This is a genomic window from uncultured Clostridium sp. (assembly GCF_900547735.1).
Taxonomy (GTDB): domain Bacteria; phylum Bacillota; class Clostridia; order Lachnospirales; family Lachnospiraceae; genus Otoolea.
The window spans coordinates 1-14815 of sequence record NZ_URHZ01000106.1 but is presented as its reverse complement, the minus strand read 5'-3'; the positions used below and the strand labels follow the sequence as shown (position 1 = coordinate 14815).

The following is a 14815-nucleotide window of genomic DNA, read 5'->3' as shown; positions in this document are numbered from 1 at the left end:
AGTCCCCGTAGGAATTTTTTCTCCTGGATTCCCCCTCACCACAACCAACCGCCGGGACTGAAGACTCATCCCTCCCTCCCACTCCCCCGTCCGCCGTCTTACAGAGGCGTCCTCACATCTCAATTAAATCCCCCCAACACAGAACAGGGCTGCCGCTCCACAACCGAATCCCGGTTATTTTGCAACAGCCCTGCCCCATTTGAGGTAGTTCTCCTTTTGAGGTGAAGGAGTAAGTTTCTATCAGTAATTTGTCATCAAAGCGTTATTACACCGAGAACAAGACCGGCTACCATGCACACAAGGCTCACGCCCCAAATCCAGAAGAAGCTTGTTTTAATATGGTCTTTAATCTCTACGCCTGCGAGTCCCACACCCAGGAAGGTGGCGGGTACGACAGGGCTTATGAAGGTTGCACAGTTACGGCAGACTACCATGGCGATGGCGATGTGCGCCGGGTCTACCCCAAACTTGCTTCCCACTCCAATCAGAACCGGCAGAAGTCCGTAGAAATAGGAATCCGTACAGAACATCATGGTCAGCGGCACGGACAGGACTCCGATAATCAGAGGCAGGAACCGTCCCATGGCCTGCGGGATAAAGGAGGCCAGGATGTTGGCCATATGGTTCATAATCTCACTCTCCTCCAGAACTCCCAGGAACACGCCTGCCGCGAGAATCGTGGACGCCATCATGAGGGCCGGACCGGAATGTGATTTGATAATCTTATTCTGCAGCTTTGCACCCGGATAGTTTACCAGCAGGGCCGCAACACAACCAAGCATAAAGGTAAAGTAGGAGGGCACCGGAAGGAAAATCAGACAGACGATAATCACCAGGGTCAGACAGATATTAAACCAGAACAGGTTCGGACGCACCAGTTCACTGTGCTCCGCACCGTTTGCCGTCTCCTCCGTAATCTCCGTGTCTTCAATCTCAAGTGTGCTGTTGATCCCTGCGCCCCTTCTCTTCTCCACAGTTCCCCAGAAAAAGGCCGTGAAAAGCGCGATTACAATACCGACAATCTGCATCGGCAGAAGCTGCATCCAGAGTACGTTTGCCTCCACACCCAGCACGGAAGCGGAACGCATCGTAGGTCCTCCCCAGGGGAGAAGGTTCATAACGCCCATCGCCGTTACGCAGATTAAAAGCAGCGTGGTCGGACGCATTTTCAGCTTTTTATAAACCGGAAGCATGGCTGGAATCGTAATCAGGAACGTGGACGCGCCGCCCCCGTCCAGATGTCCTATCATGGCAATGATGCATGACATCATGGCGACACCCACTACGTTATTGCCCACCTTTTTCATAAGGGCATTGATAATACGGTCAAACATGCCGGCATCCGTCATGATCCCGAAAAACAGTACGGAGAAAATAAACAGCGCTGCGGTGGAATGCACGCCCGAAACACCTTTCTTAATAAAATCCCCCATCTCACTGACAGTGAATGTTCCTGTCAGCACAAGAATTGCCGCCGTTACAGTGGATACCCCGATAAAAGCGATGGCCGGAACCGTAACGTTCCTCAGCAGTAAAACAATGATCATGATTATGGTTGCAAACCCTAAAGCAGCAAGCATGGTCTCATTCATGTTTTATTCCTCCTCTTTCTTTTTCATCTCTTTGTTATAAGCCCATTATAAAAGCCCAACCTTACACGTTTCCAATCTCTCTCTTAAATTCATGTAAGAGAAATCTTAAAAAACGTTAAGGTCGGGCTTTTTTGCTCCGGAAGACGTTAAATTTTCAGACTGTTAAAATTTTGCTTTAACTGCTCTTATGGCCTTTAATATGGCTGAATCCGACACCGGCTTATCTATATATTCATCTATCATCTTCCTCTGTTTGGCCTCCAGGATTTCCTTTGTAACCTGTTCCGTCATCACGATACGGATCAGTCCCGGATTCTGTCCCTGAATGGACATGCAGAAGTCAACGGCGCTTCTGCCTCCTATGCTCTGTTCCGCCGCCACAGCATCAAATTCCTGTGTTTTCAAGAGGTTTCTGGCCTCCTCAAAGGTCATGCAGGGCACCGCCAGGACGCCTAATTTCCCAAAATTCTTTTCCAAAAGCTTAAGCACTTTGGCATTGTCATCCACAATCAGAAGTTTTAAAAGTTTTCCATCCCTGTCTTCCCCGTCCGCGTCCTCCTGCTCCTCCGCCTCCGTCATTTCATTGACGGGCAGATAGATATGGAAGGTGCTGCCCTCGCCGGGGCGGCTTTCCACGAAAATAAATCCTTTATGGGATGTAATAATCTGCTCCACCAGGGCAAGGCCGAGGCCGGTCCCCTTGCCGCCTTTCTTGGTCGTAAAAAACGGGTCGAATATCTGTTTTAAAACCTCCTCGGTCATGCCGCAGCCGTTGTCCGAGATATCTAACCTGATATAATGCTCCCAGTCCCCCGGTACCGCCGACAGATGGTACTCTTCGAGCTCCTTTGATTCCGCCGCCCGGGCGCTGACCGTGACGACACCCTCCTGATGGCCGATGGCATGGATGGCGTTGACACAGATATTCAGGATCACCTGGTTCATCTGGGTCTCATTGCCGAGGAAATGTTCATCTTGGAGAGCAATCTCATCCGAAAGCCGGATATTGGCCGGACATACGGACTGCACCATCTTGAGCGCCCGGCGGAACACCCTGGCCGCATCCAGATTTTTGTAGGCCGTCTCCATATTTTTGCGGCTCAGGGAGGATATCTGCTGAATGATCTCCTTAGCCTTGGCCGAGGCCTCATATATTTCGGAAGCGCTGTCATACAGCTCCGAATCCTCCGGCAGATCCATCATCATCAAATCCGCATACCCCATAATCGGCGTAAGAAGATTATTAAATTCGTGGGCAATTCCGCCCGTCATCGTCCCCATAATCTGCAGTCTCTGCTGGTGTGCGATCCTCTCCTCACTCTGGTGCATGGACTCCAAAATCCGGTTCAGCTCCAGGAGATAGGCTATCTCCTCCGTATCGCGTTTCTTCTGCGTCAGCAGTTTTGCCATGTAAAATGCCATGATAAGGATGGCCGCCATGATTCCCACAAACACCAGCGCCAGCTTTGTAAAGCCCTCGGCGACCGGAATGTAGATGTCGCTGTAGTCGATGACGGCGCTCACCACCAGGAATCCTCCCCCAATGATGGCCGGTGAATAGGCGCTGATTTTCTTCACCCTCGGCGCTCCCGGTTTGGTCCACCAGTAGGAATAATATTCCAGGACACCCTCCTCGCCCTTGTTCTGGCTCTCCACCATCTTGTCAAGACTGGATAAGTCCTTATCCGGATACATCTTCTGGCGTCCGTCTATGACGTCGATGCCCCACTGCTCCTTCTGCGGATGCATCAGAATGATTCCTTCCGAATCCTTCACTACGACATAGCCGTTGGTTCCCAGGCGGATTCCCGAAATCAGGGACCGGTAATAAACAGTCTCATTTATTACGATGGAAATAGACGTATCGTCCCAGCGTTCCATCCTGAGAACCAGGTAAATCTCCCCGTCGTCCAGCCTGCATTGACGGAAACTGAGGTTGTCGGTAATCTCGGTGACCGAAAAAACTTCCTCAACCTGCCGGCCTTTTGTACTTTTGATAACGGTGCCGTCGGTCTCCTCCACAATCACGTCGTACACAAAGCGTTCATGGGAATCCACATATCCCTGAAGGATATCCCATTCTTCATGTCCTCCGATCCAACGGTTTTCGGATTCCATCGTACAGAGCGCGTTCAGATCCGCCTCGTATTCTTCGATAAAAATTTCCAGGTTGTCACCCAGGCTCTGCGCCGTCAGAAGCATCTGTTTTTTCTGGTTGTCGATAATCGTCTTCTTATACTCCTCCCAAATACTGAAGCCAAGAGCGGAAAACATAAAAACCACGACGAGCAGTACAACCGCCATAAAGGCGGCAATATATTTTTTATCCTTTTTGTCATCCTTCAATTTTTTCATGAAGCTGTCCCTCAGTTTCCGAAGCTCCCCCATATTGTATTCCTCTCTTACCTGTATCGGCCATATTTTTCATATCAGCATATGATTGACTTGCACTCTCCTTAATATTATAATAATTCCAGCAATAAGTACATCTGATTTTCAACCGGCACACTGCGAAAACAAAAAAGGTTTGGGGGATACTATGGCGGATAAAGTTTTGATCGTAGATGACGATCCGGCAATTTACAAGTTACTGGAAAAAATCATGCGCAGTTATGATCTGGAGACTACGGTTGCAGACAGCGGGAATGCCGCTTTGAACCTTTTAAAGACCCATGCCTATGATATGATCCTCATGGATATCACGCTGGGGGACATGGAGGGCTTTGAGGTAATCAAGAAGCTCCGCGGCCAGGGCATCCAGACTCCCGTGATGATTGTAAGCGGCAGGAACGAGGATTATGACTCCCTGTACGGGCTCTCCGTGGGTGCGGATGACTATGTCACAAAACCGTTCCGTCCCGTGGTTCTCGGCGCAAAGGTCAAGGCGCTGATCCGCCGCAATAAGAATATGGTCCTCGGCCAGTCCGATCTTTTAGAGTGCGGGCCGTTCTCTTACAACACCTCCACGATGCGCTTTTATAAGGGAGAGGAAGAAATTATGCTCTCCTCTAAAGAAAACAGTCTGATGCTCCTGTTTATGAAACATCCGGGACAGGTTTTTACCAAGGACATGATTTATGAGCATGTTTGGGGCACCAGTGTGGCTATCGATGACAATGCCATCATGGTCTACATCAACCGTCTGCGCGGCAAGATCGAAGAGAACCGGCAAAAACCGGAGCATATCGTCACGGTCAGGGGCCTGGGGTACCGTTTCGTCCCATAGTCTTTTCCCTGTTTACTCAATAGTAAGCAGACAATCTTACAAGCAAAAAGGATTTCCCTTAAATTTTATTAAGAGAAATCCTTTTTTACTTGACTGCAGCCGTGTCCGGTCCGCGCTGTTCATCCTTTACATTCAGTATCACATAGGCGGTAAAATATGATTTGTCATACTCCGCTTTCATAATCCCCTGATATTTTTCCGCCACTTTTCTTACGGACGGCAGTCCCACGCCTTCACCCTCATGTTTCGTCGAATAAAAAATTCCGCTTCTCTTGTCAATCACATTGCCGTGGGTGTTTTTCACCATGATAATCAACTGACGGCCTTTCATGCGGGCGCTGACCTTAATGTACCTTGCGCCTTCCTTCTGTCCGATACAGGCCTCCGCCGCATTCTCCACCAGATTGCCGAAGATGATGCAGAGATCCGTATCCGGGATTCCGGGCTCCTGCGGAATGTCCGCCGCAACCTCCATCTCAATTCCACAGTTCTCGGCCATTCCCGCATAGTGCTGCAGTATCACATCGACCACATGATTCCGGCACAGGGTAATATCCTTCCCGGCTCCGTATTCGGGAATCAGTTCTTTTAGATACCGCCTCACTTCCCGTGTGTCCCCGCTCTCGGCAATCCCGTTCAGCGTCATCAGATGGTGCCTCCAGTCGTGGCGGAGCCTCTTGGTCTTCTCAATGTTTTCCAGAAGTTTTTCATACTGCGCCTCCTGCATCCTGAGCTGGAGCGTGATGAGCTTTGTCTGTTCCGCCGCCGATATTCCCTCGTGCGTCTGGATAATCATCTGGAGCGTCACCCAAAAGAGCGCATAAGTTGTGAAGGACCAGAGGATTGTAAATATGACGTCCTCCGTCCCCATCTGCACCGGCTTTTTCCAGTAATCACTGATAAATTTGACGTAGAAAACCAGATAGGTCAGGGCCGGAATCGCCCAGATAAAGCGCCAGAGCGAGGAAGAGACATTCATCTCGATCACCCGCCTGTACAGATTTTCAAACAGGCTGATAAGCAGGGGGATATACAGGACAAGCACCGCCATTGCGTAGATCAGCTTTGAGAAATCGTAGGAAAAAGGAAGATGCAGCACCTTCCCCATAACCTTTGACACCACCATGATATTGACATAGAGGTTCAGCACCACCAGTACCAGGAAAAGAGTCTCCAGCCGGCTGCACCGGACACTTATCTGAAAAATAATCACGGCCAGTGTAATCCAGAGCAGAATGCCAAATGTACTGTATCTGTTGAAATAACGGTCCGACGTCAGAAACAGGATGGTGACCGTAACCGTGATGCAGATCAGCAGGGATACCAGAAACCATGTCTGCATGGTGTTCCGCTTATACCGGCTTTTAAGAGGGATAAAAACAACACAGGCGAACACAATGCAGGTGATAGTGACTCTGAGTGCGATGCAAACGAGATCCATATCCACTGAACTCCCCCCTTCCCGCCTTTGTTATTCTGCCTACGGCAGCCTCTGTACTTCCTGCTGCCCCTACCCGTTCTTTCCGTGTTCGCGCATGAATTTCTTCATTTCTTCCCCCGGCATCGGTCTGGAATAATAGAATCCCTGTATCTGATCCACATGGAAGTCCACCACCAGTTTTCTCTGTTCCTCGGTCTCAACGCCCTCGGCAACCACACTCATTCCCAGGGCTTTAAATGCGCTTATGATATACTCCACCGCATGGTAAGCGGAGTCTTTCTCCATCGCGGCCCAGACCAGGCTCTTGTCAAGTTTGACCAGGCTGAACGGAACGTTTAATACCGTTGCAATATTGGAATAACCCGTTCCAAAGTCATCCAGGCCCACCGTAATTCCATGTTCTTTCATTCTCACACAGAACTCCGTTACCACTTCAGTATTTTCCGCCAGCGTGCTCTCCGTAAATTCTATCTTGATCGTTGACATCGGCGTTTTATTGCGCCTGATAATTTCGAGGGTCTTCTCCGCCAGCTCCGGTTCCGAAAACTGGATTGCGGAATAGTTCACATGAATGGCATCCATATGAATCCCCGCTTCCTCCAAATCATTTATGTATTTGCACACCTTGTCGAGTATAACATAGGTAATCTCGATGATCAGTCCCGTTTCCTCCGCTACAGGAATAAACTCGGAGGGATAGATCGGACCGATCGGCGTGTTGTTTAAACGCATCAGCGACTCGGCGCAGCGGAAATTGCCGTCCTTCACGAAGTAAATCGGCTGATAATACATTTCAAAGCTCTGCTTTGCAAGCCCGTCCTTCAGGATCTGAATCACGCTGCGTCTGCGGTCCAGCTTTGCAAGCATGGCCTCATCGCAGTAACAGATGGAGCTGTTTTTATCATTTTTCGCCTGATACACCGCATATTCAATCGAATTGACAGCCGTCTCAAGTGTATAATCCGGCCGCGTACGGTGTATCAATCCCATGGCGGTGGAAAGCACAAACCTGAAATCGGCAACTTCCCATGGCTGTCTCATCCGTTCCCGGACCGCAATAAGGCACTTTTTTATCTCCTCATCGCTCTCCCTGGTAAACAGGAGGGCAAATTCATCACCGCTGAACCGGTAGACTCCGTCGCGGGGGCCGATTTCGCAGAGAAAACCGCATACCGCCCTCAGAAAACCGTCTCCCCTGTGCTGCCCGCAGATATTGTTAATCTGCCGGAACTCCCTGAGGGATACGACGGCCAGCGTAAACTGTTTTTCCGGATGCTTCTTAATCAGCAGTCCCAGCATATCTAAAAGTTCCTGGCGGTTCGGCACATTCGTCAGATAGTCCCTCGTAATCTGCCGGTTCTGGAAATGAAGATAAATGATCAGCATTGCACAGGTAGCCGCCGATCCCGATAAGATAATTTCGGGGTCGATCTGCTGTATAATAATTACCAGCACGGCCAGAAGAGGGAATACTGCCAGAATATTATATACTTTCCGCTCCATCCTGTGCCGGTTCATGATTGTCACGGCAAGACTGGCAAGGCTGTAAATATAAAAGATGACGTAGGTGATGAAAACGTGTGCTCCCCTGGCATAGCCGCACTCTTCGCTGAGGCAGAACAGAATGCAGGTAAACGGGTTGGTCAGCACAAGCAGTATGTAGGCAGCGCCGGGAACCAGCCCGATTCCGATAATCCATTTCAGGAGTCTGCTTCCGTCATAAATGAAAGCAATCACATAGCAGAAATAGACCAGCCCCATTAGAGGCGTAAATATAAAATAGATCGTGGTCACCGTCCAGACAAGCCACAGAGGAAACACATCCAGGTAATAAATCATGATCGTTGAGAGGATATTGCTAAGCATCGCAACAAACGTGATGAGCAGGCACATCTGGAACGTCTTGTTTTTCAGCGAGGGCAGGTGGCTCCCCGTTCTCGAATATACCCAGACAATTCCCAGAAAAACAAGGGAAATAATTTCCGGCGCAATATTCCAGGTCATTGTATCACCTTCCGTTTCCGGCGCAGATGTCATTCAGACAGCATTTGTCACAGTAAGGTTTGGTCCTTGCCGTACAGACATCCCTGCCATGGTATACGAGCCTATGGCAAAAATCACTGCCCTCCTCGGGAGGAATCAGTTTCCACAGTTCCATCTCGACCTTTTTCGGATCTTTGATGCCGTCCACCAGCCCCATCCGGTTCACCAGCCTGATACAGTGTGTATCGGTAACGATGGCCGGTTTTCCGAACACATCCCCCATAATCAGGTTCGCGCTCTTACGCCCTACACCCGGCAGCTTCAGTAACGCGTCAAAATCTCCCGGTACGTTTCCGCCGTACTGTTCCCATAATATTTTCATGCATGCACTGATATCTCTGGCCTTACTGCGGCCCAGGCCGCAGGGCCTTACAATCGCTTCAATTGCGTCCACATCCGCCTCCGCCAGTGATTTCACATCAGGAAATTTGGCATACAGATCCTGCACCACCACATTGACCCTTGCATCGGTGCACTGGGCGGCCAGACGGACGCTGACAAGAAGTTTCCATGCCTGGTTGTAGTCAAGCGTACATCCGGCATCGGGATATTCCTTTTTTAACCGTTTAATAATTTCAAGAGCCAGTTCTTTCTTTTCCATGACAACCTCTCTTTTCCCCTTTTGTATTACAGTACCAACGGTCTTTTTAAGCCCTGACGGCCCACCTCATCTTGGTGGAACGGGCGCGGCCGTTCATGGCGCATTCTTCAGCCGACGGACGGATCACCTCATCCGCGACATCGCTGTAGACGCCCTCTTTTTTCAGGCGCTTGAACGACTTTTTGACAAGCCGGTCCTCTCCGGAATGGAACGTTAGAATTGCAGCCCTTCCGCCCGGTGAAAGAACGTACGGAAGCTTTTCGAGAAATTCTTCCAGCACCTCAAATTCACTGTTTACATCGATCCGGAGGGCCTGGAACGTCCTCTGGCATGATTTCTTGACCGCTTCCTTCCTCTCGGCTTCCGGCAGGAAGGCAAGAGCCTTTTCAATTGCCTGGCGCAGCTTTGTCGTCGTATCGACGGCGCCCTTCCTTCTCTCCGCCACTACGGTCCGTGCAATTTCCTCCGCATAAGGCTCGTCCGAATTCTCCCGGAGCATTCCTTCCAGTTCCTCCCTGGTCAGCTCCTTCAGGCGTTCCGCCGCGGATACCCCCTTCTGGGAATCCAGGCGCAGATCCAGAGGCCCCTCTTTCTTATAGGAAAACCCCCGGTCGGGATTATCGATCTGCATGGAGGAAACTCCCAAATCGGCCAGCACAAAGTCAAATGTCCCGGCTTCCGCTGCAACCTGATCGATATTGGCAAAATTAAGCCGTTTAACGGTGAGGATTTCCGGGCCGTAGCCCAGCGCCTCCAGTCTCTTCTTCGTCTTCTCCTGCTCCACTCCGTCCACGTCCAGTCCATAGATGTGCCCCTCGCCCTTCAGGCATTCCAGCATGGCCTGGGTATGGCCGCCGTAACCGAGCGTTGCGTCCAGGCCCTTCTGGCCCGGCTTTATCTGAAGGAATTCCAGTATCTCGTTGACGCAGATGGAAATATGCATTCCTACCGGCGTACTGCCTTTTCGAATTACCTTCTCCACCGTCTCCGGATACTTTTCCGGCTGAAGTTCTTTATATTTTTCATTATAGTTTTTAGGATGTGTCCCTTTATAGCGGACACGGCGCTTATGCTCCGTGCTGCCGCTCCCGGTCTGTCTGTCTTTATCCATTGGCTTTCTTCCTTTCTGCTCTCTCCTCCAAGAGTGCCTCCGCACCTTTTTTGCAGAGAATAAAAACATAGGTGCCCTCTTTCACCGAAATCTCGTATTCTTTCAGCACGGTGAATCCGTTCCGGGCGGCCTGCGGTTTTACAAGTCCCCTGTTTCTCGAATACAGGATTACCACAGCGTCTTCCTTTAAAAATTCTCCGATACGGCTGAAAAAGCGTTCATACAATTCAAACACCTCATCGTCCGTAACCCGCCCAATCTGGAACGGCATGTCCGTAAATACCTCGTCAAAAAGGTATTCATGACGGAATTCAAAAAAATCGCGGTTGATGTAGTGGGCCGTCATCCCGGCAGCCTCGGTATTCTTCCTGGCTTTCAGGATATATTCCTCCTGGACGTCCAGACCGTAGGACGTATAGGCCCTGACCGCCTTACTGCATTCTATCAGCATGGTTCCGGCTCCGCAGAACGGATCCAGCACCTGGGCTCCCTCCCGCATATACTCTTCTGCAAGGGCGGCCGTCAGCGCCGCATTGACGGGGCGGATGCTGACCGGAGCCGCCTCTTTCCTGTAGGCAAACCGTTCATCCTTAAGCGTATACAGCTTAAGAAGCAGGTTGCAGTTCCCCTCTTTATTCTCAATCAGGCGCAGCTCCACCTCGTAGTCCGTGACCGTGTTGATGAGCTTTCTGCCCGACCGTTTTTCCAGATATCCCGATAATTTCTTTACAAAGGCGCTCCTCTCGGGAAGTGTCTTCCTGCTCTTTAATTCCACTCTGAAATACCAGGGTTCTCCTCCCTCGTGGCTCTCTTCCAGCAGGGAAAGAAGGCCGGAATCCGCAATCACCTCCGCAGCCTTAAGCGGATCCATCGGACAGGTTCCCAGCCCTTTTACCACAAAAAGAAGTTCCTGCCATGTCCTGATTTTGTCCATCCAGTTTAAATTCGTCACCCTGGCCCTGACACCGGCGCCGAACAGCTTTGTCCTGGCCCCCGGATCGAGGAGGGATAACTGGTTCCTGGTCAGTTCCGAAAAGTTTCTGTTGGTCAGGAGAACAACGTCGTATGTGCGGTCAAAACCGGTAAACCTGTGGGTATTTACCCCTTCCATCCCGACGACAAGGGCCGACAGCTCCCTCATCTCCTCGGTCAGATGTTTCCTGTTCTCTTCCGTCACCTCTGTCTGCTCCAGAAGTTTAAGCTGTTCTTTCAGTTCCTCCAGATACCCGCTGTAATCAAATCTGCCGACAGCGGATAAATAGGAGCTCTTTACAAAGCGCTGCGCTTCTCTTTTATATGCCTCATATACCGGTTCCAGAAATTCCTGTCTTCCCAGATCTCCCATAAGCAGGGCGGCATTTTTCCTCGTCTTTGCGTCTTCCGACCGGAGCAGGTCCGTCAGGTAATCTTCCTCCCCCTTAATGAGTGCGGACAGGGCCTTCCGTCTGCCCTCCTCCTTCACTTCCTGCCTCAGGCGGCTTAAATTCTGCCTCACATCCCTGTTCTCTTTTATCTGGCTCCAATAATCCTTTATCATTCTTCTCTCCCGGCGGTCTTTATTTTTATTATGCATCCTCTTCCATCACCGGCAAAACGCCCTGCCGGCCTGCGGCAAAGGCCGCAGAGACACGCAGGGCATGTTAACATTACGGTTTACACGGGAGCCGGAACGGCTGTGGTGTAAACCATAACGCGCTTTATGATATAAGAAGCGGAATACATACAATGTGTAAGGTAACTATTTAATTACCGATATTTTATCATCTTATGGTAAAGATAGCAAGCATCCTCAAAACATCGTATCATCCTTTAAACCTTCCACAATATTAAGGCCGGTTATTTTTCTTCCCGCCATATAATAAGCCGCTCCAACCGACAGGAAAACGGCGCCTGCAAACGCTGCCATTGGAATCAGAGGCATCACCGGCAGATAATCGCTATATCGGAGTTTGCTTGCATTTACCGCGTAGATGACAAACATGATTTGGAAGGGAAGGCTGATAAGGATCGGTTTCAGCGCCGTGATGCAGCTCTCCATTGCCAGGATTTTGGCCAGGCCTCCCGGAGTAAATCCCACCGACAGGTATCTGGCGAACTCCCGCCTTCTCATATAAACGCCTCCGATTGTATTGGCAAATACATTTACAATCCCGACAAATGCCAGCAGTCCGCACAGCGTTCCCACCAGGACTTTATATCCGTCCCGGACTTTTTCCTCAAACGCTTCTTCCGTCCTTCTGTTCTCCAATTGATATTCATACTTTCCCTGGAGCAGACCTGCCAGCTTCTCTTCGGCGGCCTTTAATTTCTCCTCTGAAACGGTCCTGATTTTGAAGTACATTCCTCCGTCGGGAAAGACAGCGGCCAGTTTCTTTTGATAGATGCTCTCCGGCACAATCTGGACAAGCGAAAAATCCTCGAAATCCTCCCTCAAATCCGGCCCTTTTTCCGCGAATGCCCCTAGTTCCAGCCGGAACATGCCTCTTTCATCTGCCTCTCCTGCACCGTCCGCCCAGGGTTCCCCGCGTCCTTCCCATACATCAATCGAGTTATTTTCCGGTGTTAAAAAAGGAAGGTAAGTTTTCTCTCTGAAATGGCTGTTGACATTATCCCAGATTCTGTTTACCGTTACGGTTTCCACTCCCGGGGCGGCAATTCCCGTTTCCTTCAAAAACGCCTTAAAGCTCTCATCATCCAGAACCACAATGGGAGTGTCCACCAGGTATTCTCCTCCTCTTTTCGTGATTCCCGTATCCTTAAGCGCCTCAATGCCTCCCGCCGCCTTAAGTTCCTTTGACAGCATATCTTCCCCAATCAGGGTCCGTCCCGGCAGCTTCCGGTATGCGGTGCATTCGGAGATTTCGGCAATTTTGCGGATATCTTCCAGAAGTCTGGCGTCCGCTTCCGGCTGTTGTTTGAGTGTCACCATTAAATCCCAGACATTCCTGTACCGCTCAAAATACGTATACTGGGTGCTGACCCCGGACAAAGCCCAGAAATTCATAAAAATCCCGAAGGTAAAAAAGGAAAGGGTCAGGGAAATTGCCGATGTTCTGTAGGCTCTGCGGCGTAAGTATAATGATTTTCCCGCAATCTCCCATTCGATGCCAAACAGCTTTGGGAAAAACAGATACGAGGGAATTTTACCGTCCGGATGCGCCCTGCCCCCGCAGACGGCATCCAGGGTGCTGATTCTGCCGAGTTTCGCCGCCGCCCTTGCTCCGGCCGTCAAAACCGTGGCCGCACAGACTGCAAATGTCGCAATAAAAAGCAGGGGGTGATAGACAAATACCGACGGTTCAATCCCCAGAGGCTCCGTCATGCTTTCCGCCATCCTGAAAAAAAGGACCGTTAATCCTGCCCCGGCGGCAATCCCTATGAGGACCGGTAAAAAGCTGAGCGCAACAGCCTCCTGAAGTATGCAGATGCGGATCTGCCCCGGCGTGGCGCCCGCACTTTGCAGAATCCCGAGCTGATGCAGCCTCTCATTTGCCCCCATGACAAATGCATGATACAGCACAAGCGCCATCGCCGTACACACAAGAAACATCACGGCAATATAAAACCAGGTCAGCATCGTAAGCTGCGCCGCCTCCTGTTCCCTGCCGTCCGCCACCGCCCTTCTAAGCTGATCCACCCGCATATTATAAAACAATACCGTTATAAAAGAGATAAAGAGGGAAGATACAAGCGAAGCCGCCATAACGGAGAAACTGGAAGCTTTGTTATATTTTAAATAATTCCTGGAGTACTCCTTCCAAAGCATATCATCCCTCCTCCCGTTCCCGGGCCGGCCGCAGGCTTCCGTGTGCAGCCACGCTGTTTCCGGCAGATGCCCTGTTCCGGCTGTCGGAAACAATCCTGCCGTCTTCCAGCCGGATAATCCGTTCCGCCTGCAGCGCAATCTGTTCGTCGTGAGTGATAACAATCATTGTTTGACGGTATTTTTTGTTGGAGTATTTAAACAATTCCATAATTTCCTGGCTGTTCACGCTGTCCAGATTTCCCGTCGGTTCATCGGCCAGGACAAGGGCCGGGGCGTTCATGAGCGCCCTGCCGATCGCCACCCTCTGCTGCTGCCCGCCCGAGAGCTGGCCCGGCAGATGGCCGGCCCGATCCTTCAGATTCAGAATCTCCAGCAGCTCTTCAAGGCGTGCTTTATTTACCTTCTGCCCGTCCAGCTTTACGGGGAGGGTCATATTGTCCACTACATTCAGCACCGGTATCAGGTTGTAAAACTGGTAAATCAGCCCCACCTGCCTGCGTCTGAATATCGCCAGCTCCTTTCTGCTCTTGGAATAGATGTCACAGCCGTCCACATAGATATGCCCGGAAGAAGGCAGATCCACTCCCCCGGCCAGATGAAGAAGCGTAGACTTCCCGGAACCGGACTGTCCTATGACTGCCACAAATTCCCCTTTTTCCACGGAGAAACTGACGTCCTTCAGGGCATCCACCCTGTTTCCGCCCTTTCCGTATTCCTTACACAGATGTTCCGCTTTCAGTATTTCCATTCATTCCTCCTGTCTCTGCCGCCATGGGCGCAGGTATGATATCCGCTCTGCGGTCATGCGCAGGTATGGAATCCGCTGTGCCGCCATGCGCAGGTGTAATATCCGCCGTACAGATGCCAATATTATACCTGAACCCCGGTGACAGACCGGTGAATCTATTATAACAATATTGTCATATTCCGGTTCCCTGCGGAGCGTTTTTTGATTCATAGGACGGAATTTCCTATGAAAAAGAAAGAGTCCGGCTCGCCGGACTCGCGCGCCGAGCGCGGCCGCATAGCGGTATA

10 protein-coding genes are annotated in these 14815 nt (G+C 50.7%); 1 reads left to right on the top strand and 9 read right to left on the bottom strand.

Going from position 1 to position 14815, the window contains the following annotated elements; translation table 11 throughout:
* Positions 1–254: 254 nt before the first annotated feature.
* Both QZT18_RS21815 and QZT18_RS21810 read right to left on the bottom strand, forming a co-directional pair.
* Positions 255–1592, bottom strand: a complete 1338-nt coding sequence (locus QZT18_RS21815) for a CitMHS family transporter (protein WP_294151500.1) — start codon at positions 1590–1592, stop codon at positions 255–257.
* A gap of 162 nt (positions 1593–1754) precedes the next feature.
* Positions 1755–3947, bottom strand: a complete 2193-nt coding sequence (locus QZT18_RS21810) for an ATP-binding protein (RefSeq protein ID WP_294151498.1) — start codon at positions 3945–3947, stop codon at positions 1755–1757.
* A gap of 184 nt (positions 3948–4131) precedes the next feature.
* Between QZT18_RS21810 and QZT18_RS21805 the strand changes: the two genes are divergently transcribed.
* Positions 4132–4818 (top strand): response regulator transcription factor, encoded by a 687-nt coding sequence (locus QZT18_RS21805; protein ID WP_294151495.1) that lies wholly within the window; start codon positions 4132–4134, stop codon positions 4816–4818.
* A gap of 85 nt (positions 4819–4903) precedes the next feature.
* On the opposite strand, the gene QZT18_RS21800 is transcribed toward QZT18_RS21805, so the two are convergent.
* The 7 genes from QZT18_RS21800 to QZT18_RS21770 form a co-directional block, all read right to left on the bottom strand.
* Entirely contained in the window at positions 4904–6259 is a 1356-nt protein-coding gene (locus tag QZT18_RS21800; protein WP_294151493.1) for a sensor histidine kinase, read from the bottom strand.
* A 69-nt stretch (positions 6260–6328) separates the two neighbouring features.
* On the bottom strand, positions 6329–8263 hold the full coding sequence (locus QZT18_RS21795; RefSeq protein ID WP_294151491.1) for a bifunctional diguanylate cyclase/phosphodiesterase: 1935 nt from the start codon (positions 8261–8263) through the stop codon (positions 6329–6331).
* Positions 8264–8267: 4 nt separating this feature from the next.
* Positions 8268–8903, bottom strand: a complete 636-nt coding sequence (gene nth / locus QZT18_RS21790) for an endonuclease III (RefSeq protein WP_227029865.1) — start codon at positions 8901–8903, stop codon at positions 8268–8270.
* Positions 8904–8949: 46 nt separating this feature from the next.
* Positions 8950–10014, bottom strand: coding sequence for a 16S rRNA (cytosine(1402)-N(4))-methyltransferase RsmH (gene rsmH / locus QZT18_RS21785; RefSeq protein ID WP_294151486.1), 1065 nt, complete (start codon positions 10012–10014; stop codon positions 8950–8952).
* Positions 10007–11551, bottom strand: a complete 1545-nt coding sequence (locus QZT18_RS21780) for a methyltransferase domain-containing protein (RefSeq protein WP_294151484.1) — start codon at positions 11549–11551, stop codon at positions 10007–10009. Before QZT18_RS21780 ends, rsmH begins: the two co-directional genes overlap by 8 nt.
* Before the next feature lie 252 nt (positions 11552–11803).
* Positions 11804–13780, bottom strand: coding sequence for an ABC transporter permease (locus QZT18_RS21775; protein WP_294151482.1), 1977 nt, complete (start codon positions 13778–13780; stop codon positions 11804–11806).
* 1 nt (position 13781) lies between these two features.
* Positions 13782–14528 (bottom strand): ABC transporter ATP-binding protein, encoded by a 747-nt coding sequence (locus tag QZT18_RS21770; protein WP_294151481.1) that lies wholly within the window; start codon positions 14526–14528, stop codon positions 13782–13784.
* Between the last annotated feature and the right edge of the window lie 287 nt (positions 14529–14815).

What these genes read in the sequence shown, in the direction of transcription:
- QZT18_RS21815 (WP_294151500.1), bottom strand. Translation starts at nt 1,592, where the DNA reads ATGAATGAGACCATGCTTGCTGCTTTAGGGTTTGCAACCATAATCATG.
- QZT18_RS21810 (WP_294151498.1), bottom strand. Translation starts at nt 3,947, where the DNA reads ATGAAAAAATTGAAGGATGACAAAAAGGATAAAAAATATATTGCCGCC.
- QZT18_RS21805 (WP_294151495.1), top strand. Translation starts at nt 4,132, where the DNA reads ATGGCGGATAAAGTTTTGATCGTAGATGACGATCCGGCAATTTACAAG.
- QZT18_RS21800 (WP_294151493.1), bottom strand. Translation starts at nt 6,259, where the DNA reads ATGGATCTCGTTTGCATCGCACTCAGAGTCACTATCACCTGCATTGTG.
- QZT18_RS21795 (WP_294151491.1), bottom strand. Translation starts at nt 8,263, where the DNA reads ATGACCTGGAATATTGCGCCGGAAATTATTTCCCTTGTTTTTCTGGGA.
- nth (WP_227029865.1), bottom strand. Translation starts at nt 8,903, where the DNA reads ATGGAAAAGAAAGAACTGGCTCTTGAAATTATTAAACGGTTAAAAAAG.
- rsmH (WP_294151486.1), bottom strand. Translation starts at nt 10,014, where the DNA reads ATGGATAAAGACAGACAGACCGGGAGCGGCAGCACGGAGCATAAGCGC.
- QZT18_RS21780 (WP_294151484.1), bottom strand. Translation starts at nt 11,551, where the DNA reads ATGATAAAGGATTATTGGAGCCAGATAAAAGAGAACAGGGATGTGAGG.
- QZT18_RS21775 (WP_294151482.1), bottom strand. Translation starts at nt 13,780, where the DNA reads ATGCTTTGGAAGGAGTACTCCAGGAATTATTTAAAATATAACAAAGCT.
- QZT18_RS21770 (WP_294151481.1), bottom strand. Translation starts at nt 14,528, where the DNA reads ATGGAAATACTGAAAGCGGAACATCTGTGTAAGGAATACGGAAAGGGC.